Origin of the sequence: Actinosynnema sp. NPDC023794, assembly GCF_040639675.1 — a bacterium.
Classification (GTDB): domain Bacteria; phylum Actinomycetota; class Actinomycetes; order Mycobacteriales; family Pseudonocardiaceae; genus Actinosynnema; species Actinosynnema luteola.
Map to the genome: position 1 here is coordinate 26,924 of NZ_JBFAFR010000041.1, position 22,459 is coordinate 49,382.

The window sequence follows — 22,459 nt, forward strand, 5'->3', positions numbered from 1 at the left end:
CTCCCGACCGCCTTGCGCGAGAAGGCGTCCAACGCCTTCGGCAGCTCCGCCGCCGTACCCGGACGGATCGCGGGCAAGACGGTCGCCACCGTCCTCACCCTGGCCGCCCCATGCTGCACCCGCACAGTCTGGACTACGACTACGCCCGCCACCGCGTCCGCAACCCGCGCAAGCAGGCCGGATCGGCGTGGCCGAGATCCCTGTCAGCCGTTCCCGGCACGGCCCGGCCGTCAAGGACGCTGGTACTTCTCTCGTTCGGCTGCGCGTGGACGCCCGGGTGCGAAGTCCCGGAGGTACACGGCAAAGGCCCAAGCCCTCTGGTCCAAGCTGTCGGCGAAGTCTGTCAACGCGACCTCCAAGCACTCGTCGGCCTTCTTGGCATCACCCGCGTTCCGCAACGCGTACGCGAGCCCGACCAGCGTCTCCCCTTCCTTGGCCCTGTCGCCGCTGCGGCGGTAGAGGGTCGCCGCGTCCTGGTAGGAATCGACGGCATCGTCCGCCAAACCGGCGTCATCGAAGGCGGAGCCCAGGTGGGTGCAGGCCATCGCTTGTCGGAACTCGTCGTCGCCTTCCGCGAAGAGGTCGCGGGCTACTCGGTGCACGGTGATGGCCTCGGCGTACCGGCCGACGCCCTGGAGCGCAAGCCCCAGGTTGTCCCACGCCATGGCCTTGCGCACCGGATTCCCGGTGTCGCGGTACAGGTCGGCGGCCCGTTGGTGGGCGATGACCGCGTCAGCGGGGCGCCCGGCCGTCTGCAAGGCCGATCCCAGGTTGTTCCAGGCCGCGGCCTCGCGTTCACGGTCGGGAGCACCGTCGAGCAGGATCCGGGCCTGTTCGTGGGCGGCCAGCGCCTCGTCGAACTGGCCCAGGTCGCACAGTGCCAACCCGAGCGCGCTCCAACTGCCGCCCTCGGCCTGTCTGCTTCCGAGCTCCCGGTAGAGCGTGATCGACCGTCGCAAGGTGGCGATCGCCCTGTCCGTCTGCTGCAAGTCGTGTTGTACGGAGCCGAGGCTGTACAACACGTTGGCCAGCTGTGAGTCGCTCAGTGCCCTCGCTTCCGGGTCGCGCTTGGCGAACAGCCGTCGGCCACGCTTGTCGTACAGTTTGAGAGCCCGTTGATAGGCGTTCTCGGCCTCGGTGAACCGGCGTGCCTCGTACAGGTTCTTGCCCAGACCATGCCAAGCCTCGGCCTCGTTGTCACGGACACCTGCGCGGCGGTACCGGTCGACCGCCTCCCGGTACACAGCCTCTGCCTCGTCGAACCGCCGCGCATCGCGCAGTGCCTCGCCCAGGTTCAAGCACGCGTGAGGGATCAGCAGTGGGTCATCCAGGTGGTCCGCCGCCCCGCGGGCAAGGCGGGCGACCGCGACCCGATCGGCGACCGCAACGCGCCTGGGAACCTGGTGACCGATCCCGAGCTGGTGCAGGATGACGCCGGCCATGCCGTAGGTCAGCGCATGAAAACCGTAGTCGGCGTGCATGGTCACGGTGGCGACGAGGTTGCCGTGTTCCACATCCAGCCACGCCGTCGCCTCAGCGTCGTCAGCGAACGGGCCATCGCCTCGGCGACGTTCGACGGGCCCCAGTCGAGTCGCCGCAGCGAACGCGTGGTCGACGTAGTACTTGCCGAGGCGCAGGAGTGCGGCCGTCGGGTCGTCCGGCACAACGTCCACCGTCGTGGCATATCGGCGGATGAGGTCGTGCAGGCGCCACCGGCCGTCGGCGTGGCCGAGCAGGTGGGCCTGGCGCAGTGTCCGCAGCCGCACGAGCACCTGCGCCGTCGAGGCGTCCTCCAGGGCGGCGGCTGCCTCGGTTCCGATGTCCAGGCCGGGGCTGATGGCCAGCAGGTAGAGCAGGTGCACCGCTTGCGGTGCGCGGACGCGCATCCGGTCCACGGACAAGGCGAACACCGCGGCCACGGTCGTTTCACCGCGGGCGAACGCCTCGATCGTGGCCTGGTGCAGTTGGTCGGCCAAGTGATCACAGGTGAGACCTGGTTCGTCCGACAGGAGGCCGGCCGCGATCCGCACTGCCAGCGGCAGTCGTCCGCACACCCGCACCAGCCGTGCGGCGCCGTCGGAGGCAGTGGTCCGAGTGTCTCCAGGACTGTGCTCGGCCACGACCTCGGCCAGCAACGCGATCGCGTCGGTCTCGGACATGACGTCGAGTTCGAGGTGTCGTGCGCCAGGCAGGTCGAGTGTGTCGCGAGTCGTCACGATCGCGCGGTGGACGCCGGTGGGCAGCAACCCGCGCAACTGCTCCGCGCTGGAGGCGTTGTCCAGCACGAGGAGCACGGACTTGCCACGCCGGTCCAAGTCACGCATGACCTGGTCGTAGACAGCTGCCTGCTCGCCCGGGTCCACCGGCAGTTCGTCCGACGGCACACCCAGGTGGCGCAGCAGCGGCCCGAACACCGCCTCCGGCCTCACTCCTCCGTCAGGGCGGTATCCCTGAAGGTCGACCACGAACGCGCCGCCGGAGAACCGGTCCCACTGGTGCGCGGTCGCCGCGACGTGCATCGCCAGGGCGGTCTTCCCCACGCCACCCATGCCGGCCACCGCGGTGACGACGATGGGAGTCGACACTCCACCAGGGGCGAGGCTGGTGAGCAGGTGGGCGATCTCATCGTCCCGCCCGACGAACCCGGTACCCGTCCGTGCGACTGCCCTGACCACGGCGACCGGCCCGAGGCGCGGAGGGTGGACGTGGATCCCGCCGTCCACGTCGTGGGCTTGGATGAGGAACCCGGAGTTGTCTCCCTCGAAGTGGTTCCCGTGCGGCCCGGTCAACTCAAGAGTCCGCGTGCGGTGGCCAGGCTCGCCTGGACCAGGGTGGTGAGAGCGTGGTCCTGGCCGAGCGCGCGCCGGCAATCGCGCAGCACGGCTTCGTACAGCGACCGGGCCCGTTCCAGGTCACCAGCGGATTCCAGTGCTCCGGCCAAGCGGAATCGGGTCCTCAGCGTGGCGCTGTGGTCGGGGCCGAGAACGCGTTCCTGCGCGGCGAACGTCGCTTCGAACAGCGAGAGCGCCCGGTCGAGGTCTCCCCGCCACTCGTGAGCCCTGGCGAGGTTGTGCTTCGACATCAGCGTGTCCGGGTGGTCGGGGCCCAGCAGTCGTTCCCGCGCTGCGAAGACGGCGTCGAACTGCGCCCACGCCTGGTCGCGAGCTCCGGTGAACCAGTGGGCGCTCGCCAGGTTGTTCCGCAACGTGAGCGTGTCCGGGTGGTCGGGGCCCAACACGCGCACGAAGTCGTCCAGCGCCCCCTCGTAGATCTGCCGCGCGTGGTCGACGTCGCCCGAGTCCTGGTAGGCGCTGCCCAGGTTGTTGCGGGACATCAGCGTGTCCGGGTGGTCGGGACCGAGTCGGCGCACGCGGTCGGCGAGGGTCGTCTCGTTGAGTGCGACCGCGCGGTCGAAGTCGCCCGCGTTCCGGTACGCGTTGGCGAGGTTGCCGCGCACGATCAACGTGTCCGGGCTGTCCGGCCCGAGGACCCGCTCGAAGTCGACCAACGCGGCTTCGTAGAGTCGGATCGCCTGGTCGACGTCATCGGCGTTCCCGTAGGCCTTCGCGAGGTTGTTGCGCGCCATGAGCGTGTCGTAGTGGTCCGCCCCCAGTACCCGGACGCGATCCTCCAGCACGCTCGCCAACAGCCGGATCGCGCGGTCGAAGTCGCCGACCGTCTCGTGTGCCAGGGCCAGGTTGTTCCGCAGCCGCAGGGAGTCCGGGTGTTCGGCGCCCAGCAGTCCCTCCAGCCCGGCGAGGGTCGCCGCGTAGAGGGGGATTGCGCGGGCGGTGTCGCCGGCGGCGTCGTAGGCGCTGGCCAGGTTGTTGCGCGCGTCCAAGGTGTTCCGGTGATCCGGGCCCGACACCCGCTCGTGGTCGGCGGCGACCGCCTCGAACAACGGGATCGCCCGTCCGAGGTCACCCAGTTCGTGGTACGCACTGGCCAGGTTTCCCCGCACCAGCAGAGTGTCCGGGTGATCCAGGCCCAGGATTCGTTCGCGGTCGGTGAGCGTCTGCTCGTGCAGCGGGATCGCACGTCGAGTGTCCCCGGCGAACTGGTAGGTCATGGCGAGGTTGCTGCGGCTGCCCAGCGTGTCGGGGTGATCGGGCCCGAGCACCTCTTCCCTGTCCTTCAAGGTCTGCTCGTGCAACGAGATCGCCTCGTCGAACCTGCCCGCGGAGACGTACGCGGTCGCCAGGTTGTTGCGGGCGATCATGGTGGGCCGGGTGGCGCCGTGGAGTCGTTCGCTGCTCCGCGCGGCCCTGGCGAGCTGGTCGACCGCGGTGGCGGCCTTGCCCTGGTCCCGGAGGTAGAGGCCCAGCTGGTTGAGCACCAGCACCGTGGCACCGCTGTCGGTATCGGGTGTCGTGTGGTCGAGCAAGACCTGGGCGTGGGGTCGTACGGCCTCGAACACCGGGTGGTCTGCCGGTGCGTCGGGTGACCGGTTGAGGACCGCCGCGGCGAGTGCGCCGGTGGCGGCATCGCGGGCGGCGGCGATGTCGTCAGGGCGACGGTGCGGGTCGGCCGAGTCGGGTGTGCGGGTCACGGCCTGGACGAGGCGGTGGACCCCGATGGTGTGGTCGCGGCGGGTGATCATGCTGTACGCGCCCAGGCGGCCCAACGCCTCCAGCACGTCCGGTTCCTCCCCCGCGAGGGCGCACAGCCCTTCGGGGATGGCGTCCGGCGCGTACCAGGCCAACTGCCGCAACAGCGCACCGGCCAGCGGTGTGTCGGCGAGCTGGTCGAGCGTGATGTGCCAGACCCGCGCCATCGTGCGCCGCGGGTCGCCGTCCTCGCCGGTCCTGGTGAACATGCGCGCCGGTGAGCGGGCGAGCAGACCGAGGTAAGCGTCGGGTGTGATGCGGGTCTGGGCGATGTAGGCCCCGGCCTGCTCGATCGCCAGTGGCAGCCGGCCGAGCTCCTCGCACAGCCGCTCGGCGCCGGTCAGGTCCGCGTCCGGTCCACCGGCCCGCGCGGTCCTGGTCAGCAGGTCGGTGGCGGCCCTCGTGCCCAGCACCTCCACGTCGACTCCCCCGGTCAGCACGGACCACCCGCCGGCGCGCCTGCTCGTGGCGATCACCCTTCCCGTCCGCACCTTCGCCAACAGGTCCACCAGGTCACGCGGACCGGAGAGGTTGTCGAGCACGAGCAGCCAGTCCGGGTGGGTCGCCAGCCATCGCAGCCCCAGCTCCGTCCGCTGCACCAGGGGCAGGTGGTGGACCTCGGGCGCCAACACGCAGGCCAGCTCCGCGAGCCCGACCTCGATCGCGGCGGGCGAGTCCGCCGTCATCCACCACACGAAGGGGAACCGACCGAGGTTGTCCTGGACGTACCGGGCGACCAGCGTGCTCTTGCCCACCCCGCCCAGACCGTGAACCCCGACCACCGCCCGTTCCGCCCCGAACACCGCCGCGTCCAGGAGCTCCAACTCGTCGACCCGGCCGACGAGAGCGCCGGTCACCACGGGCACGTGAGACACGTCCGCCCTTGGCGGCACAGCTGCCATGTCGGGGACGGGAGCCTGCACGGTCACGTCGCCGCCTGCCTGCACCACCACCGAGTTGATCGCCACGGCGATCTGCGACAAGTGGGGCGCATCGGCCACGCTCACGTCCATGCGCGCATTCGATCTCGATCAGGGCGCAACCCGTCCGCACGAATGCGGCTTGTGGCTCAGCGGTACGAGACAGTGACCTTCACGGTCGGCGAGGACCGACCCGCACGACGTTCATCAGCGGATAGATCACGGTCTACAACGGCTGAAAACGCCGTACCGCGTGGGTCGGGCGCCCAAGCAGCGGAACCCTCGATCGGACGGCTCGCCCGCCGGCGGTCGAGACAGTTTCTCTGCGGTGCCACTCCGGGCGGAATGTTGCCCGGAGTGGGGTCGTTCCGGAACCGGCACGGCCTCGACTGGGACGGCGGTGGAGGCGGGGGGTGGCGGGGTCCGGCCGCCCCGTGATCGGTCGTTCCCGCGTCACCTCGCTCGCTGGACGATCACTTCGCCTGGGCGAGCCAGAGGGCGTCGGGACCGGCCGGGAACCGCAGTTGGCCGGTCGTGTCGTGCGCGGCCAGCCACACCGCCTCGGCGACATCGCTCTCCTGAGTGAACATGTCCTGGCTCGTGAAGGCGGCCATGGCCTTCTTCGCCCACGGCTCGTAGGGCGCCGGGACCAGTTCGTCCAGCGAGGCGCCGTTCGTCGCCCTGGCGGCGAAGTTCGTCGTCAGGCAGGCGCCCGGCTCGACCGCCTTCGCCCGCACTCCGAAGGGCGCGAGTTCGAGCGCGAGCGACGCGGTGAACCCCTCGACGGCCATCTTGCTCGCCTTGTAGACGGCGGAAAGCGGCATGTGGCCCAGCACCACGCTGGAAGTCACGTTGACCACCACGCCGGAGCCGCGCTCGCGGAACTGGGGCAGCACCGCCTGGGTCATCGCCATCACGCCGAACGTGTTGGTCTCGAACACCTCCCGCACGCGGGACATGGGGGTGCCCTCGAACACGCTGATCGACGGGATGCCCGCGTTGTTGACCAGGACGTCAACGGGCCCCACCGCGTCGAACGCGGCGGCGATGCTCCGGGGCTCGGTCACGTCGAGCCCGACGACGCGGAGCCGGTCCGACCGGGGCAGGACGTCCGGACGCGGGGTGCGCATCGTCGCGATGACGTTCCACCCCCGCGCATGGAAGTGGAGGGCGGTCTCCCGCCCGTAGCCGGAGGAGGTGCCGGTGATCAAGACCGTCTTCATGGGGTGCTCCGTGCGATCTGGTGGGATTCGGCAAGTCCGACTCCTTCTTCGCCGAAGAAGAAGCAGTGATCCCATTCAACCGGCCTGACCTGCTGAAACGATAGAACTATCGTCCCTTCGTCTTGCACGATCCTCCACTGGTTCCGGTTCCGCCTCGATCAGGCCGGCACGCCCGCCGGAGTGCGCCCGACCTCCCGCAGGCGGGCCGCGTCCCGGCTCGGGGGCTCGCCGAACCGGCGGCGGTACTCCCGGCTGAACTGCGACGGGTTGTCGTAGCCGACCCGCCGGCCGACCGCCGTGACATCGCCCGGGTGGGTGGCGAGCAACAGCCGGGCCTCCTGCAACCGGATCTGCTTCTGGAACTGGATGGGGCTCATCGCGGTCACCGCCTGGAAGTTGCGGTAGAACGCGGAGGTGCTCATACCGGACATGCGCGCCACGTCCTCGACCCGGAAGGGCTGCGCGTAGTGCTGGCGGATCCAGCGCACGGCCCGTGAGATGTGGCTGAGGCCGCTGTCGGCCAGCCCGAGCTGGCGAACCGTCGCCCCCTGCTCGCCGGTGATCAGGCGCCACAGGATCTCGCGTTTGACCAGCGGCGCCAGCACGGCCCGGTCGCAGGGCTCGTCGAGCAGGCGCAGCATCCGCACCACCGCGTCGATCAGCTCGGCGGAAGCGTCGCTGACGGCGATCCCCGACGGGATGCCCTCACCGGCGCGCGGGAGGTCCCCGGGGCCGGCCTGCAGCAGCAGTTCGGCGACGGCGGAGGGTTCCAGCACGAGGCCGAAGCCGAGCGCCGGCTCCTCGGGGTCCGCGCGGGTGAACTGCCCGGTGACGGGCAGGTCCACGGAGGCGACCAGGTACTGCCCGGGGCCGTACTCGTAGATCCGGTCGCCCAGGGCGAGGCGTTTCGCGCCCTGGGCGATGACCGCGAGGACCGTGCCGGACATCGAGGGCGCCGGCGGGTCGGGCCGGTCGACCTTCGAGATGAGGACGCCGTCGATGGCGGTGGTCCAGTCGGGTCCGGCGTGGCGGGCCAGCAGGGCGCGGAGCTCTTCGAGGCACATGAGCCCATTGCAGCACCCTCCAGCTCACAGCTTCCGAAGTCGGGAGGATCGTGCAAGTCATGGAGAGGATAATTCTACGTTTACGCAGATCAGGCGGGGTTGAATGGTGGCACACCACTCCCCCGCTCGAGAGGAAGATGATGATCGCCACCTACGGCTTCAGCGCCACCCTGACCGCCGCACCCGGCCTGGGTGACCAGCTGGTCGACCTCCTGCTGACCGGCTTGGACGAGGGGAGCCCCGGCGCGAGCGAGCACTGCGTCGTCTACCTGGTCTCCCGCTCCGCGTCCGATCCCGACGTCGTCCACGTCATCGAGGGCTGGACCAGCGAGGAGGACCACCACCGGGTCTTCGCCGGCGAGACCGCCCAGGCGATCGTGGCCCGGATCGGCGGACTGCTTGCCGGGGAGCCCGAGTACGCCGACCAGGTCCCGGTCCGCGGCAAGGCCGCCTTCCTACCCCGGTGATGCGGCCCGCTTCCCGTCCACCCCTCCGGCAACAGCCACGAAAGGCGACGACATGACGACCGCCCGCCCCGCCCTGGACCCCGAGCTGCGCGAACTGCTGACCGGCATGCCCCTGGTGCCCCGGCTCGACCGGGAAGTCCTGGCGCACCTGCGCCAGGCCCCCTCGACACCCCTCGAACCGCTCCTCGCCCACCGGCAGGTCGACCGGCGCGAGACCACCGTGCCGGCCGAGGACGGCACCCCGATCCACCTGTCGATCTTCAGCCCCGCGCACCGCGCCCCCGACGCCCCCTGCGTGTACTGGATGCACGGTGGCGGAATGGTCATGGGCGACCGCTTCTCGCAGATCGACATCCCGCTGGAGTGGCTCGACGAGTTCGGCGCGGTCGTCGTCTCCGCGGAGTACCGGCTCGCACCGGAGGCCACCGGCACCACCCCCGTCGGCGACTGCCACCAGGGACTGCTCTGGGTCGCCGAGCACGCCGCCGAACTCGGCGTCGACCCCGCCCGGATCATCGTCGCCGGCGCCAGCGCGGGTGGCGGCCTGGCCGCCGGCCTCACCTTGCTGGCACGCGACCTCGGCACCGCGGCGATCGCCGCGCAGGTGTTGATCTGCCCCATGCTCGACCACCGCAACACCAGCACCTCCAGCCGCCAGTACTCCGGCGTGCCCGGCGTGTGGACCGGCGAGATGAACGCGTTCGGCTGGCGCGCCCTCCTCGGTGACCTCAGCGGCGACGAGGTGCCCGCTTACGTCTCACCCGCACTTGCCGACGACCTCTCGGGCCTCCCGCCCACCTACGTCGACACCGGCTCCGCGGAGGTCTTCCGCGACGAGGCCACCGACTACGCCACCCGCATCTGGACCGCCGGCGGCCAAGCCGAACTCCACGTCTGGTCAGGCGGCTTCCACGGCTTCGACGCCCTCTACCCGCAAGCACGCATCTCGACCACTGCCCGCCGAACCCGCACCGACTGGCTCGCCCGCCTCCTGACCACGAACCAGGAAGGCACCTGACCCCGACGGGACGTGGCGGTCAGTGGATTCAGGAGGCCGGCTCCGCCCGACCACAGGTCGGTGGAGATCCGCTGACCCGGCTCGCCCAGCCGGCCCGCTCCGCTTCCGCGCGGCACCGCGTACCGGAACAGGCCGCGGGCGCTGGTCAGCGCGGCGTCCACGAGGCCGGGCCGGCGAGCCGCCTGCCGACGTCGGCCAGTGTCGTCACAAGGCCTGCCGGCCCTGGGAACACACCGTGAACCGGGCCGTGCACGCGTCCGGGCACCGCGACAGCACCTCGGTGGCGGTGAGGTCGACGTCGACGGGCGTGGGGACTCCGCGGGGTGGACGCGCCGGTCGTCGCGGGCGACGCGGGAGCCCACGCCGCCGCCCGGCAGGGGCACGGCGTAGGCGAGTTCCCCGCCCAGCAGCCGCATACCGCGTGCGAACAGCCGATCGTCCGCGGTGGTGCGGTGCAGCGCAAGCGCCACACCGGCCCACCCGCTGACCAGTCCGGAGCGGGTGGACCGCGCATCGCGTACCGCCTCGCGCCCGACGATCAGCAGCGTTCGCCGTCCTCAAAGCGCTCGAACCACCTGACCACGTGCCTTACCCCGATCGGGCGACGTGCGGTCCTGCCGTCCTCCGCGCTCACAGCGGCTCGGCAAAATCGTCCGCATGTCCGACGATCCGGCACCCGATCCGGCTGACGGCGGCGGCACGGCCGGCGGCCACAACGAGCTCAGCGGGCACGCCGGTGGACCGGTGGTCCAGGCGGGCACCATCGTCGGCGGCGTGCGCGTCCACGCCGCCGGAAGGGCGACAGTGGTCGGAGCGATCGTCGGCGTCGTCGTGGTGCTGGCCGGCATGCTGCTGTGGCAGCAAGAACAGCCGTCGACGCCCCAGGCCCCGCCGGCATCGCTGACGGTTTCGTGGCGAATGGGCGGCAAGTGCTACTACCAGTACGTCCGGGACGGTGGCGTCCAGGGTCACAGCCCCGGCGTCGTGCTGTCCATGACCGCGCAGAACGAGAGCGAGCAGGAGGTCGTCATCACGGGTGTGCGCGTCGAGGTGCACGATCGCCTGCCCGCGCCGACCTCCGGCGAGTTCGTCACGGTCGGCTGCTTGCCGTCCCGCGTCGAGGCACGCGGCTTGGAGGTGGACCTGGACGCGCCCGACCCCGAGGTGGTCCACCTGCCGGCCGAACTCGCACCACGTGTGGAAGGCGCCCCTGCGCCACCGGCGCCCGACTTCCCGTACCAGGTGAGGAAGGGCGAGCCGGAGCACTTCGCGGTCAACTTCCGCGCGAAGACGTGCGACTGCCGCTTCTCCCTGGTGGTGGACTGGGTCGTGGGCGGTGAGACCCGTCAGACTGCGGTGCCCGCCAACGACACGCTGCGCATCGTCCCGGTGGTGGAAGCCCTGGTCGTCGACCGCCGATGACGCCTCACGGCCCCTGTCGACCACGACAGCCGGGGTGCGGAGGCCGCGAGTCGGTGTCGGACAGGCACCAGGGCTCCAGCGGCACCTGCTGATCGGCCAACGGCATCGGGCTGTTCGCGCAGGGTCCGCCCGACGTCGGGCTCGGCCAGGTGTCCGAGGCACGCTCGTGCTGCCCGGTCCCGGCCACTGCCTCGACCGCCGCCACCCGCCCTCCCTCTGTGCAAGGAGTGATCGCCTTACTACCGTGTGCTATACGACCTGGCCGAGATGAGGAAGATCGCAATGGACCACTCGCCCGGCAACCACGATCCGCAACCCGCGCAGTCGACGGTCCACAACGCGATCACCGGAGATGTCGGCGGCCATGTGCTGCAAACCGGCACCGTCGTCGGTGACGTCCACCTGCACGCTCCGCTCCACGCCACCCCGGTTCCTCGACAGCTCCCAGCCGCGCCGAGACGGTTCACCGGCCGGGTTGAGGAGTTGAACCTGCTCACCGCCGCCCTGGACGACGCGGTCGAGACTGGTGCGACGATGGTGATATCGGCACTCGGTGGCGTCGGAGGCATCGGGAAGACCTGGTTGGCCTTGCACTGGGCCCATCAGCATGCCGACCGGTTTCCTGACGGACAGCTGTTCGTGGATCTACGCGGATTCACCCCTTCTGCGGAGCCGATGCGGCCTGCCGAGGCCGTGCGAGGCTTCCTGGACGCGCTCGGTGTCGACCCAGCCGGAATCCCGGTCGACCTGAACGCCCAGGTCGGGTTGTACCGCAGTCTGGTCGCGGGCCGGCGGATGTTGATCGTGCTGGACAACGCCCGCGACACCGCCCAGGTCGTCTCGCTGCTCCCGGGGAGCTCCACGTGCACCGTGCTGGTGACAAGCCGCCGTCACCTGGCCGGCTTGAGCACCGCACACGGTGCGTGGTCACTGGACTTGGCCATGCTTCCCGAGGCCGAAGCCCACCAGTTGCTGGTCGACTGCCTCGGTGCCGATCGGGTGGCGGCCGAGCCGGACGCGGTGGCCGAGTTGATGCGGTGTTGCGCAGGGCTGCCACTGGCGCTGGGCATCGTCGCGGCCCGTGCCACCATGCACCCCCACTTCCCCTTGGCGGTGCTGGCCGAGGAGCTGCGTGACAGCGCGACCCGACTGGACGGTCTGGAAGCAGGCGAGATCTCGCTGGACCTACGGGCGGTGTTCTCCTGGTCCTACGAAGCTCTGCCGGTCGACGCGGCCACCGTGTTCGGACTGCTGGGCCTGGCGCCGGGACCCGACATCAGCCTGCACGCCACCGCCTCGCTGATCGGACTGCCGCCGGCCAGAACACGAGGGCTGTTGCGGGAGTTGGAGACCTCGCACCTGGTGACCCAACCAGTGCCCGGGCGCTACCGGCTGCACGACCTGATCCGCCTGTCCGCCAGGGCCCACGCCACCCGCGACCAGTCCCCCGACGACCTGGAGACGGCGCTGCGAAGGCTGATCGACTTCTACCTGCACACCGCCCATGCCGCCGAACAACTCCTCAACCCACACCGTCCTCCGATTGACGTCGCCCCTCCTCACCCCGACTGCCTTCCGCGCTCCCCGTCCAACCGCGCGGCAGCACTGGCTTGGTTCGAAACCGAGCACCCGTGTGTGCTGGCCGTCCAACAACTGGCGGCCGCCCAAGGCCGGCACAAGGCGGCCTGGCAACTGGCCTGGACGCTGACGAGCTTCCACTTCCAACGGGGGCACGCGCACGACGACGTCGCCGCGTGGCAGGTCGGGCTGGCTGCCGCACAGCACCAGGACGATCCGGCAGTCCTTCTCCTGATACGAGTGCTCCTCGGTGAGGCATGCTCCCGCGTGGGCCGGCACGCCGACGCACTCGGCCACCTCTCCCTCGCTCTGCGGATGGCCCAGGACGCCGCCGACGTGCGATCTCAAGCACACGCCCAACGGGCCCTCGCGCGGGCATCGGAACGGCAGGGGAAAGACCAACGAGCCTTCGAGCACGCCGCCGGCGCCTTGCGCCTCTATCGAGCCCTCGACCAACCCATCGGGGAGGCCATCACGCTGAACATGATGGGCCGGTACTCGACCCGGCTGGGCCACTACGACGAAGCCCGTGCTTACTGCGAAGCGGCGCTGGCGCTGTGCCGCCGGCACAACCACCGCGAGGCCGAGGCCGATACGTTGGACAGCCTCGGCTACCTCGCCCACCTCACGGGTCACCTCGACGACGCCTTGGACTACTACCAACAAGCCCTCGTCCTGTGCCGCACCATCGGCCACACCTACTACGAAGCCGGCACCCTCGACTACCTCGGTCAGACCCACGCCTCCCTCGGCAACCGCGACCAAGCCCGGCACGCCTGGGATCAGGCACTTCGCCTCTACCGGAACCAACACCGTGCGAACGAGGCCGCACGCATCCAACGCCTGCTGCACGCCGTCACCGAACCCGAGCAAACGACGGACCCCGGTAGCAGGAACCGACCAATGCGCAGAAGGGCATCGTCATCCTGAAGCTGTCGGGAACGCGGCTGTCGCTGGTAATGCGGGCCGACGTGCCAAGAGCCCGCGACCGGGCCGTTGCCGACTACTCCGCGACGACGCCTGCCGCGCGGGTGGAGTCCACTTTGCACACCGCGGTGGAAGGGGACGTGCACGCTCCGCCCGCCGGCCCGGTGCCGCTGTTCGTCCGCGGCGCGCCCGCGGGCGGGACCACGCCGCCGGCGCTGCGGTTCCGTCGACCAGCCGTCTCGGACCCGGTCCGCGTCACCGTCCGCCTGGCCGACCCGGTCGGTCGGGTCGCCACCCAGGTGGTGGGCATCCCGGTCGGCCGCCCGCTGCCCGTCCAGGTCCAGCGCACAACGACCCGACCACCGCACCGGTGCGCCGTCGCGATCCGCACCCGCACGCCGGTGGGGCGTCGCGGTCGCGGTGGTCGTCCCCGACGACCTCCGCGCGGACGTGCGGACGTGCGGACGTGCGGACGACCACCGGGTGACCCAGGTGGTCGGAACTGCTTCTCCACGGTGACGCATCTCCCCCCACCACGGGGGACGGCCGGGTCAGAGCGCGGAGAAGTGGGCTGCGTCGCCGACGACCGTGGTGCTCGTGCCGCCGTCCACGCTGACGGGGACGTCGCCTGCGATGGTGACGCGGTGCAGGCGACGACGTGCGTCGTCGTAGTCGGCGACGCCGTAGTGCTGGGTGGCGCGGTTGTCCCAGATCGCCACGTCGCCGTCGGCCCACTGCCAGCGCACGGTGTTCTCCAGCCGGGTCACCCGGTCCTGGAACAGGCGGTAGACGGTGTGCGACTCGGCGCTCGTCAGACCCACGACCCGCTTGACGAAGTGGCCGAGCAGCAGTGCCCGCTCGCCGGTCTCCGGGTGCACGCGCACCACGGGGTGCTCGGTCTCGTAGCGCTGGGACTGGAACTCCTCGCGGTAGGACTCCTCCTTCACGTCCACCCCGCCGATGCGGGTCGAGTCCACGTGCCCGGCGTAGTCGTAGACGTTGCTGTGCACCGCCCACAGCCGGTCCGCCAACGCCTTCAGCGCCGGCGGCAGCTCCTCGTAGGCGCGCGCGGTGTTGGCCCACACCGTGTTGCCACCGTACGGTGGCAGCTCGACCGCGCGCAGGATGCTGATCGCGGGCACGCGGTCGACGAACGTGACGTCGGTGTGCCAGCTGTTGGCCTTGCCGTAGTCGGAGTCGATCGGCAGCACGTTGGTGTGCTCGCGGCCCTTGACGGTCGGGTGGGCCAGCGTCGGCTCGCCGAGCAGCCGGGCGAAGGCGAGCTGGCCGGCGTCGTCCAAGTGCTCCTGGCCGCGGAAGAACACCACCTTGTTCGCCAGCAGCGCGTCCCGGACGGTCGCGACGTCGCCCTCGGACAGGTCGCCGCCCAGCCGGACGCCGTCGACCCGCGCGCCGATGCCCGCGCCGAGCTGGTGGACGGTGATCGTGTCGGAAAGCTGTGCGGTCATCGTCGATGTCCTCTCGTGGGAATGCGTTCGCACTTCACGATGGACAGCCGGGCGGAGCGGGCACAACATTGCACGGTGGTGAATTAAGTCGTCCCAGCACGCGGACGCGGTTGACGTCGGCGACCGGCTCGGCACTTCCTTGCGCTGCGCAAGAAAGTGGCCGATGTCCAGCTCGGCGGACGGCCGACATCCATGATGTGGGACGGTCGCCGAGCCCGTTGACCCCACCTGACCTCGGTGTGAGGCTCTGGCACGTGAGCCAAGCCGTCAACCTCACCTCTCGCCGGCACGTCGATCTCCGACGGCAAGCCGGTGCCCTCTGTCGCGCCGGTCGCTGACCCCCCTTCCTTTTCCACCCCACGGGCGCCGATGCCCGGTGATTCGGCCTGCCCGTTTTCTCCGACAAAGGATTCGCCGTGATCAGCACGCGACGGAACTTCCTCGGCCTCACCCTCCTCGGCCTGACGGCGGCCGCGGTCGGCTGCTCCACCGCGGGCGCCGGTGGCGGCGTCGAGACCAAGACGCTGCGCTACCAGGGCTGGGCGGGTGACGTGACCCTGCCCGAACTCGCCGCCGACCTCGGTCACCTCGGCGACGTGACGCTGGAGTGGGTCGGCAACACCACCAGCGGCCCGCAGGACATCCAGTCCGCCGCCACCGGCCAGGTCGACTTCGGCGGCGCGTTCAACGGCGCGGTGGTCAAGCTCAAGGCCGCCGGCGCCCCGATCAAGTCGGTGATCGGCTACTACGGCTCCGACGAGGCGGCCTTCAGCGGCTTCTACGTGCTGGAGGACAGCCCGATCTCCTCCGCACGCGACCTGATCGGCAAGAAGGTCGGGATGAACACCCTGGGCGCGCACCACGAGGCCATGCTCGGCATCTACCTCAAGCGCAACGGCCTGTCGCCCGACGAGATCAAGAAGGTGGAGCCGATCGCGGTGCCGCCGGTCAACATCGAGCAGTCCGTGCGGCAGGACCAGATCGAGGTCGGCGTGCTGGGCGGCATCCTGCGCGACAAGGCGTTGGAGAAGGGCGGTCTGCGCAAGCTGTTCTCCGACTTCGACCTACTGGGCGCGTTCACCGCGGGCACGTACGTGTTCACCGAGAAGTTCCTGAGGGACAACCCGAACACCGTGCGGACCTTCGTCAGCGGCGTCGCGAAGGCCATCGAGTGGAGCCGCACGACGCCGCGCGACGAGGTGGTGGCGCGCAAGGTCGACATCCTCACCAAGCGCGGGCGCAACGAGGACCCGGCCGCGCTGCGGTACTGGAAGTCCACCGGTGTCGCCGAGAGGGGCGGCCGGATCGTGGACAAGGAGCTGACGCTCTGGGTCGACTGGCTCGCCGATCGCGGCGAGATCACCAAGGACCAGGTCGCGCTCGCCGACCTCTACACCAACGAGTTCAACGGGTTGGCGGCATGAGCACCCACATCAGCTTCCGCGACGTGAGCAAGCGGTTCGTGGTCCGCGACCGCGCGACCCGGCGGCGCACCGAGTTCACCGCCGTGCGGGGTGTCGACCTGGACGTGGAGCGCGGCGAGTTCCTGGTCCTGGTCGGGCCGAGCGGCTGCGGCAAGTCCACGTTGCTGGACCTGCTCGGTGGGCTGACCGAGCCGAGCGAGGGCCAGGTGCTGCTGGAGGGCGCCCCGATCACCGGGCCCGGCCTGGACCGGGGCGTGGTGTTCCAGCAGTACGCGCTGCTGCCCTGGCGCACCGCGCAGGGCAACGTCGAGTTCGGGCTGGAGGCGGCCGGTGTGCCACGCCGGGAGCGGTCCGGACGAGCTCGCGAGTTCCTGGACCTGGTGGGGCTGGGGGGTTTCGAGGACCGGCACCCGCACCAGCTCTCGGGCGGTATGCGGCAGCGCGTCGCGATCGCCCGCAGCCTGGCCTACGACCCGACCGTGCTGCTGATGGACGAGCCGTTCGCGGCCCTGGACGCGCAGACCCGCGAGTCCCTGCAGGACGAGCTGCTGCGCATCTGGCGGCGCACCGGCAAGACGGTCGTGTTCATCACGCACTCCATCGACGAGGCGGTCTACCTGGGCCAGCGGGTCGCGGTGCTGACCTCGCGGCCCGGCCGGGTCAAGGAGGTGGTCCCGATCGAGCTCGGTGACCGCACCGACCAGGCCGACCTGCGCTCCAGCACCGGGTTCACGCGCTACCGGCACCGGATCTGGGAGCTGCTGCACGACGAGGTCTTCCGCGCACAGCAACAGGAGAAGGAGGTGGCGGCGGTATGACCGCGCTGCTGGAGTCACGACCGTCCGCGGACGAGGAGGGGCCGGCCGGCCGGGACGGGGTGAGCGGGCCGTCGATCCCGCGCCGGGTGGTCGACGCCCTGGTGACGTCGGCCGGCAAGGTCGTGGCGATCGCGCTGCTGCTCGCGGTGTGGGAGACCGCGCCCCGGCTGGGCCTGGTCGACGACACGTTCCTGCCGCCGTTCTCCACCGTGCTCGACGCGTGGTGGCGCCTGGCCGCGGACGGGCAACTGCTGGACAACACCGGGGCGAGCCTGGCCCGGTCGCTGTCCGGGTTCGGCCTCGCGGTGGCGGTGGCCGTGCCGCTGGGCCTGTTGATCGGCTGGTACAAGTCGGTGGCGTCGCTGCTCGGGCCGCTGCTGGAGGTCTTCCGCAACACGGCGGCGCTGGCCTTGCTGCCCGTGTTCGTGCTGCTGCTCGGCATCGGCGAGACGTCGAAGATCGCCATCGTGTTCTACGCGTGCACCTGGCCGATCCTGCTCAACACGATCAGCGCGGTGCGCGGTGTCGACCCGACCCTGCTGCGGCTGGCCCGGTCGGTGGACCTCTCCGGGTTCCGGCTCTTCCAGAAGGTGATCCTGCCCGCCGCGGTGCCCACGGTGTTCACCGGCATCCGGTTGGCCGGCGCGGTGTCGATCCTGGTGCTGGTGGCCGCTGAGATGGTGGGCGCCAAGGCCGGGCTCGGCTACCTGATCAACGCCTCGCAGTTCAACTTCGCCATCCCCCGGATGTACGCGGGCATCATCACGATCTCGGCCATCGGCGTGGTGTTCAACCAGTTGCTGGTAGCGCTGGAGCGCCGGTTCACGTCCTGGCGTGTTCCCGTCGGTTCCTGATCCCCTGGAGTACGGAAAGGAGCTTCGCATGACGCTCGAACTCGACGCGGACGTGCTGGTCGTCGGCGGTGGGCCCGCCGCGACGTGGGCCGCGCTCAAGGCGGCCGAGGAGGGCGCCGCGGTGGTGCTGGCAGACAAGGGGTATTGCGGCACCAGCGGCGCGACGGCGTCCGGCGGCACCGGCGTGTGGTACGTGCCGCCGGAGCCCGGAGCGCGAGAGCGGGCCATGGCGAGCCGGGAGGCGCTGGGCGGGTACCTGGCCGACCGCCGCTGGATGGCCCGGGTCCTGGACGAGACCTACGACCGGATCAACGAGCTGGCCGAGGTGGCGCGCTACCCGTTCCCGGTCGGCCCGGACGGGCAGCCGCTGCGCAACGGCCTCCAAGGGCCGGAGTACATGCGGCGGCAGCGCATCCGCGTGCGCCGGGCCGGGGTCCGGGTCCTCGACCACAGCCCCGTCACCGAGCTGCTCACCACGGACGACGGCGCGGTGGCGGGTGCGGCGGGCTACCAGCGGCAGGCCGACCGGGCGTTCCGGGTGCGGGCCGGCGCGGTGGTGCTGGCGACGGGCGGCTGCGCGTTCCTCAGCAAGGCGTTGGGGTGCAACGTCAACACCGGTGACGGCGCGCTGTTCGCCGCCGAGGTCGGCGCCGAGCTGTCCGGCATGGAGTTCTCCAACGCCTACGGCATCGCGCCCGAGCACACATCGGTCACCAAGACCGCGTTCTACAACTACGCGACGTTCTACCAGGCGGACGGCTCGGTGCTCGACGGCGCGGGCAGCCAGCGCGGCCGTTCGGTGATCGCGCGGACGCTGCTGGCCTCGGAGAAGGTGTTCTGCAAGCTGGACCGCGCCGACGAGACCGCCCGCCGGGCGATGCGGCTGGCGCAGCCGAACTTCTTCCTGACCTTCGACCGGTTGGGCATCGATCCGTTCACCCAGCCGTTCGCGGTGACCCTGCTGGCCGAGGGCACGGTGCGCGGCACCGGCGGCATCCGGATCGTGGACGACGGGTGCGCGACCACCGTGCCGGGCCTGTACGCGGCCGGTGACGCGGCGACCCGGGAGCTGATCTGCGGCGGGTTCACCGGCGGCGGCAGCCACAACGCGGCGTGGGCGATCTCGTCCGGGTCGTGGTCGGGGCGAGCGGCGGCACGGTTCGCCCGTGCACTCGGCACGTCCGCTTCGGGACGCCGCGTCCGCGCCGCCGGTGGTGCGGGGCTGCGCCCGACCGGCACGACGTCGTCGGTGTCGTCCGCCGACGTGGTGAGCGCCGTGCAGGCCGAGGTGCTGCCGTACGACAAGAACTACCTGCGGCACGGTGACGTGCTGCGCACCGCGTTGGGGCAGCTCGACGCCACGTGGTCGGCGCTGCGCTCCGGTCTGCGCGCCGAAGGCCCGGACGCGGTGCGGGCGCGCCAGGCCGCAGCGATGGCCGCGCACGCCCGGTGGATGTACGGCTCGGCGCTGGTGCGCAGCGAGAGCCGGGGCATGGCCAAGCGGCTCGACTTCCCCGAACTGGACCCCGCCCAGCACTTCCGGATCACCTCGGGTGGCTTGGACGAGGTGTGGGCCCGTCCGCAGGAGGTGGCGGCGTGATCGAGCTGGTGTCGGCCGCGCAGTGCGTCACCTGCGACAAGTGCGTCGCGGTGTGCCCCACCAACGTGTTCGACCGGGGCGCGGACGGCGTCCCGGTGATCAGCAGGCAGCAGGACTGCCAGACCTGCTTCCAGTGCGAGGCGAACTGCCCGACCGACGCGTTGTTCGTGGCGCCGCACACCCACCCGTTGCCGGCGGAGTCGTTCGCCCACGACGAGGAGCACCTGCGGCGGACGGGGCTGCTGGGCAGCTACCGCCGTGACATCGGGTGGGGTCACGGGCGCACCCCGGGTGCGGCACGGGCGGTGGGCCCCGCGCTGTCCCCGACCGGCCCGCCGCTGATCTCGTGAACCCTCGCGGCACGGCGGCGTCGGCGTTGTTGGGCGCCGTGCTGCGGCACGGACCGGTCGCGCGCACCACGATCGCCCGGCTGACCGGCCTGAGCCCGGCGGCGGTGACGCGCAACTGCGCGGCGCTGGCCGGCCTCGGCCTGCTCACCGAGGTGGCGGGCTCCCTGCCGTACGGGGGTGTGGGCCGCCCGCACACGCCGGTGGACGTGGAGACCGGTCGCCACCTGGTGGCGGGGATCCACATCGCCCACGAGTTCTGCACGCTGGCGTTGCTGGACCTGCGCGGCCGTGTCAGGGCCAGGCTGCGGGTGCCGCACCGCGACCCCGACGACCACGAGGAGGTGCTGGAGACCGCCGCCGACCGCTTGGTGCGGATGCACGCCGAGCACCTGCCGGGACAGGTGCCGCTCGGCCTGGGTGTGGCCGCCGGCGGGTGGGTCGACACCGAGGCCGGTGTGCTGGTCGAGCACGCCTCGCTGGGCTGGCGGGACGTGCCGGTGCGCGACCTGCTCGCGGCGCGCACCGGGCTGCCGGTGCTGGTGGACAGCCACGCGCGGGCGTTGGCCAGGGCCGAGCAGCTGTTCGGCGCCGCAGGTCACCACGAGTCGCTGGTGCACCTGTTCGTCGGCAACGTGGTGGACGCGGCGATCATCACCGGCGGCGGCACGCACCGCGGCGCGCGGTCGGCGGCGGGCGGTGTCGCGCACCTGGCGCTGGGCGACCCGGCGATCGAGTGCCCGTGCGGCCGAACCGGGTGCCTGGAAGCCACCGTGTCCGACCGCGCGTGGGCGTGGCGCGCCTACCGGGCGGGCGTGATTCCCCGGCCGTCGATCACCGATCTGGGTGACGCCGCCGCGGCCCGGAACGCCGCGGCCACCGCACTGCTGGTCGAGCGCGCCAGGATCGTCGCCCGCGCCGCGGCGCTGCTGTTCGACATCGTGAACCCCGACGTCGTCGTGGTCACCGAGCTGGGCGTCACCCGGCTGCCCGAGTGCGCGGACGCGTTGCGCGCCGAGGTGGCCGCGACTTCGCGGGCGTGCCCATCGCCCTCGGCCGTGCTGCCGAGCAGCTTCGGCCTGGACGTCCTCGGCGTGGCGGCCGGCGCCGTCCAGCTCGACGCGATCTACGCCGACCCGCTCGACCTCCGCAACCCGATCCGATTGGGAGTCTGAAGTTGTCCGCACGCGAGCTCCACCTCAACGCGTTCCTCATGGGCGTCGGCCACCACGAAGCCGCCTGGCGGCACCCCCGCACCGACCCGCGCGCCCTCGACGACGTGGCGCACTTCCAGCACCTGGCGCGGACCGCCGAGCGCGGGACGTTCGACTCGGTGTTCCTCGCCGACGGCGTGCAGATCTGGGGCGACGTGCGGCACACCGCCGCCAACCGGTTCGAGCCGATCACGCTGCTGACCGCGATCTCGCAGGCCACCGACCGCATCGGGCTGATCGCGACCGCGTCGACCGGGTTCAGCGAACCGTACAACCTGGCGCGGCTGTTCTCCTCGCTCGACCACATCAGCGGTGGGCGGGCCGGGTGGAACATCGTGACCACGGCGGGCGACCGGTCGGCGCAGAACTTCAACCGCGAGGTCAACGCCGAGCACGCCGAGCGCTACCGGCGGGCCGACGAGTTCCTCGACGTGGTCACCGCGCTGTGGGACTCGTGGGAGGACGACGCGCTGGTCGTGGACCGGGAATCCGGTGTGTTCGCCGAGGACGCCAAGGTGCACGAGATCAACCACAAGGGCCGGTTCTTCTCCGTGCGCGGGCCGCTGAACGCGGTGCGCAGCCCGCAGGGGCACCCGCTGCTGGTGCAGGCCGGGTCGAGCGAGGACGGCCGGGCGTTCGCGTCGGCGTGGGCGGAGGCGGTGTTCACCGCCCACCAGACGCACGGCGACGCGACCGCGTTCTACGCCGACCTCAAGCGCCGCGCCAGGGCCCGGGGACGTGACGCCGACGGCGTCAAGGTGCTGCCCGGGATCGTCCCGGTGCTCGGCGGCACCGAGGCCGAGGCGCGGGGACTGGCCGACGAGCTCGACAGGTTGATCATCCCGGTGCGGGCGGTCCGGCAGCTCGGCGAGCTGATCGGCCTGGACCTGACCGACCACCCGCTGGACGAGCGGCTGCCGGAGTTCCCTCCGGTCAGCCGCGTCAACGGCGCGAAGAGCCGGTTCGAGCTGGTGCGCGACCTGGCACGGCGGGAGCGGCTCACGTTGCGCCGACTCCTCGGCCGCCTCGGCGGCGGACGCGGGCACCAGGTCGTCGCCGGCACGCCCGAGCAGATCGCCGACCACATCGAGCTGTGGTTCACCACGGGCGCGGCGGACGGCTTCAACGTGATGGCGCCCCTGCTGCCGTCGGGACTGGAGGACTTCGTGGACCACGTCGTGCCGCTGCTGCGGGCCCGCGGGCTGTTCCGCACCGAGTACACCGGCCGCACGCTGCGCGAGCACTACGGCCTACCGCGCCCGGCCGGTCGGTACGCCGCAGCCGCGCTGAGCTGAACGGCGTTCGGCCCGACGTCGCCTCCGGCCCCGCTGGAGGACGACACCCGCGTGAGCGCGCCGACGGACAGGGCAGGACGGCGCGCTTCCAGAGCCGGTCCCCCGACCTGCGCGACTTCAGCCTCGACGACCGGGGCTCGTCGGCCTGGAACCGCACCGGCGTGATCCGGTGCGCCTACCTGGACATCAACCACTCCGGAGCGAGGTGGCCG

The 22,459-nt window shown here is 71.3% G+C and carries 17 protein-coding genes and 1 pseudogene; 13 read left to right on the forward strand and 5 right to left on the reverse strand.

Features of this window, described 5'->3' with window-relative positions:
* Positions 1-230: 230 nt before the first annotated feature.
* From AB0H12_RS41070 to AB0H12_RS41085, 4 genes are all read right to left on the reverse strand, one after another.
* A complete protein-coding gene (locus AB0H12_RS41070; protein WP_499630856.1) occupies positions 231-2,723 on the reverse strand; it encodes a tetratricopeptide repeat protein in 2,493 nt (830 codons plus the stop codon).
* Between the two features lie 62 nt (positions 2,724-2,785).
* On the reverse strand, positions 2,786-5,620 hold the full coding sequence (locus AB0H12_RS41075; protein ID WP_499630859.1) for a tetratricopeptide repeat protein: 2,835 nt from the start codon (positions 5,618-5,620) through the stop codon (positions 2,786-2,788).
* A 380-nt stretch (positions 5,621-6,000) separates the two neighbouring features.
* Positions 6,001-6,750, reverse strand: coding sequence for an SDR family oxidoreductase (locus AB0H12_RS41080; protein WP_499630862.1), 750 nt, complete (start codon positions 6,748-6,750; stop codon positions 6,001-6,003).
* Positions 6,751-6,908: 158 nt separating this feature from the next.
* A complete protein-coding gene (locus AB0H12_RS41085; RefSeq protein WP_499630864.1) occupies positions 6,909-7,814 on the reverse strand; it encodes an AraC family transcriptional regulator in 906 nt (301 codons plus the stop codon).
* Between the two features lie 137 nt (positions 7,815-7,951).
* On the opposite strand from AB0H12_RS41085, the gene AB0H12_RS41090 reads away from it, so the two are divergent.
* The 4 genes from AB0H12_RS41090 (at position 7,952) to AB0H12_RS41105 (ending at position 13,229) form a co-directional block, all read left to right on the forward strand.
* Entirely contained in the window at positions 7,952-8,281 is a 330-nt protein-coding gene (locus AB0H12_RS41090) for a putative quinol monooxygenase (RefSeq protein WP_499630866.1), read from the forward strand.
* A 52-nt stretch (positions 8,282-8,333) separates the two neighbouring features.
* Positions 8,334-9,299: an alpha/beta hydrolase gene (locus AB0H12_RS41095; RefSeq protein ID WP_499630869.1), complete on the forward strand. Its 966-nt coding sequence runs from the start codon at positions 8,334-8,336 to the stop codon at positions 9,297-9,299.
* A gap of 657 nt (positions 9,300-9,956) precedes the next feature.
* Entirely contained in the window at positions 9,957-10,721 is a 765-nt protein-coding gene (locus AB0H12_RS41100) for a hypothetical protein (RefSeq protein WP_499630872.1), read from the forward strand.
* A 267-nt stretch (positions 10,722-10,988) separates the two neighbouring features.
* The gene (locus AB0H12_RS41105; protein ID WP_499630875.1) at positions 10,989-13,229 is read left to right on the forward strand and encodes an ATP-binding protein; all 2,241 of its coding nucleotides are present in this window, start codon (positions 10,989-10,991) and stop codon (positions 13,227-13,229) included.
* A 548-nt stretch (positions 13,230-13,777) separates the two neighbouring features.
* On the opposite strand, the gene AB0H12_RS41110 is transcribed toward AB0H12_RS41105, so the two are convergent.
* Positions 13,778-14,695, reverse strand: coding sequence for a TauD/TfdA dioxygenase family protein (locus AB0H12_RS41110; protein ID WP_499630877.1), 918 nt, complete (start codon positions 14,693-14,695; stop codon positions 13,778-13,780).
* A 5-nt stretch (positions 14,696-14,700) separates the two neighbouring features.
* Between AB0H12_RS41110 and AB0H12_RS41115 the strand changes: the two genes are divergently transcribed.
* The 9 genes and pseudogenes from AB0H12_RS41115 to AB0H12_RS41155 all read left to right on the forward strand — a co-directional run.
* A complete protein-coding gene (locus AB0H12_RS41115; protein ID WP_499630880.1) occupies positions 14,701-15,033 on the forward strand; it encodes a putative leader peptide in 333 nt (110 codons plus the stop codon).
* Between the two features lie 78 nt (positions 15,034-15,111).
* Positions 15,112-16,119: an ABC transporter substrate-binding protein gene (locus AB0H12_RS41120; RefSeq protein ID WP_499630883.1), complete on the forward strand. Its 1,008-nt coding sequence runs from the start codon at positions 15,112-15,114 to the stop codon at positions 16,117-16,119.
* A complete protein-coding gene (locus AB0H12_RS41125; RefSeq protein WP_499630886.1) occupies positions 16,116-16,937 on the forward strand; it encodes an ABC transporter ATP-binding protein in 822 nt (273 codons plus the stop codon). Before AB0H12_RS41120 ends, AB0H12_RS41125 begins: the two co-directional genes overlap by 4 nt.
* Complete coding sequence (locus tag AB0H12_RS41130; RefSeq protein ID WP_499630889.1) at positions 16,934-17,791, forward strand: ABC transporter permease; 858 nt, start codon at positions 16,934-16,936, stop codon at positions 17,789-17,791. The genes AB0H12_RS41125 and AB0H12_RS41130 overlap by 4 nt, the downstream gene beginning before the upstream one ends.
* Before the next feature lie 28 nt (positions 17,792-17,819).
* Positions 17,820-19,391 (forward strand): FAD-binding protein, encoded by a 1,572-nt coding sequence (locus AB0H12_RS41135; protein ID WP_499630892.1) that lies wholly within the window; start codon positions 17,820-17,822, stop codon positions 19,389-19,391.
* Entirely contained in the window at positions 19,388-19,741 is a 354-nt protein-coding gene (locus AB0H12_RS41140; RefSeq protein ID WP_499630895.1) for a 4Fe-4S dicluster domain-containing protein, read from the forward strand. Before AB0H12_RS41135 ends, AB0H12_RS41140 begins: the two co-directional genes overlap by 4 nt.
* Positions 19,738-20,913 carry an ROK family protein gene (locus tag AB0H12_RS41145; protein WP_499630897.1) on the forward strand — a complete coding sequence of 392 codons (1,176 nt, stop codon included), beginning with the start codon at positions 19,738-19,740 and terminating at the stop codon, positions 20,911-20,913. Before AB0H12_RS41140 ends, AB0H12_RS41145 begins: the two co-directional genes overlap by 4 nt.
* Entirely contained in the window at positions 20,910-22,247 is a 1,338-nt protein-coding gene (locus tag AB0H12_RS41150) for an LLM class flavin-dependent oxidoreductase (RefSeq protein WP_499630928.1), read from the forward strand. Before AB0H12_RS41145 ends, AB0H12_RS41150 begins: the two co-directional genes overlap by 4 nt.
* Positions 22,244-22,438, forward strand: a pseudogene (locus tag AB0H12_RS41155) (peptidase inhibitor family I36 protein); the annotation flags it as partial. The gene AB0H12_RS41150 and the pseudogene AB0H12_RS41155, both read left to right, overlap by 4 nt.
* Positions 22,439-22,459 lie beyond the last annotated feature (21 nt).

Coding starts and splice junctions, on each gene's coding strand:
- AB0H12_RS41075 (WP_499630859.1), bottom strand. CDS start 5,620: ATGGACGTGAGCGTGGCCGATGCGCCCCACTTGTCGCAGATCGCCGTG.
- AB0H12_RS41080 (WP_499630862.1), bottom strand. CDS start 6,750: ATGAAGACGGTCTTGATCACCGGCACCTCCTCCGGCTACGGGCGGGAG.
- AB0H12_RS41085 (WP_499630864.1), bottom strand. CDS start 7,814: ATGTGCCTCGAAGAGCTCCGCGCCCTGCTGGCCCGCCACGCCGGACCC.
- AB0H12_RS41090 (WP_499630866.1), top strand. CDS start 7,952: ATGATGATCGCCACCTACGGCTTCAGCGCCACCCTGACCGCCGCACCC.
- AB0H12_RS41095 (WP_499630869.1), top strand. CDS start 8,334: ATGACGACCGCCCGCCCCGCCCTGGACCCCGAGCTGCGCGAACTGCTG.
- AB0H12_RS41100 (WP_499630872.1), top strand. CDS start 9,957: ATGTCCGACGATCCGGCACCCGATCCGGCTGACGGCGGCGGCACGGCC.
- AB0H12_RS41105 (WP_499630875.1), top strand. CDS start 10,989: ATGAGGAAGATCGCAATGGACCACTCGCCCGGCAACCACGATCCGCAA.
- AB0H12_RS41110 (WP_499630877.1), bottom strand. CDS start 14,695: ATGACCGCACAGCTTTCCGACACGATCACCGTCCACCAGCTCGGCGCG.
- AB0H12_RS41115 (WP_499630880.1), top strand. CDS start 14,701: ATGTCCTCTCGTGGGAATGCGTTCGCACTTCACGATGGACAGCCGGGC.
- AB0H12_RS41125 (WP_499630886.1), top strand. CDS start 16,116: ATGAGCACCCACATCAGCTTCCGCGACGTGAGCAAGCGGTTCGTGGTC.
- AB0H12_RS41130 (WP_499630889.1), top strand. CDS start 16,934: ATGACCGCGCTGCTGGAGTCACGACCGTCCGCGGACGAGGAGGGGCCG.
- AB0H12_RS41135 (WP_499630892.1), top strand. CDS start 17,820: ATGACGCTCGAACTCGACGCGGACGTGCTGGTCGTCGGCGGTGGGCCC.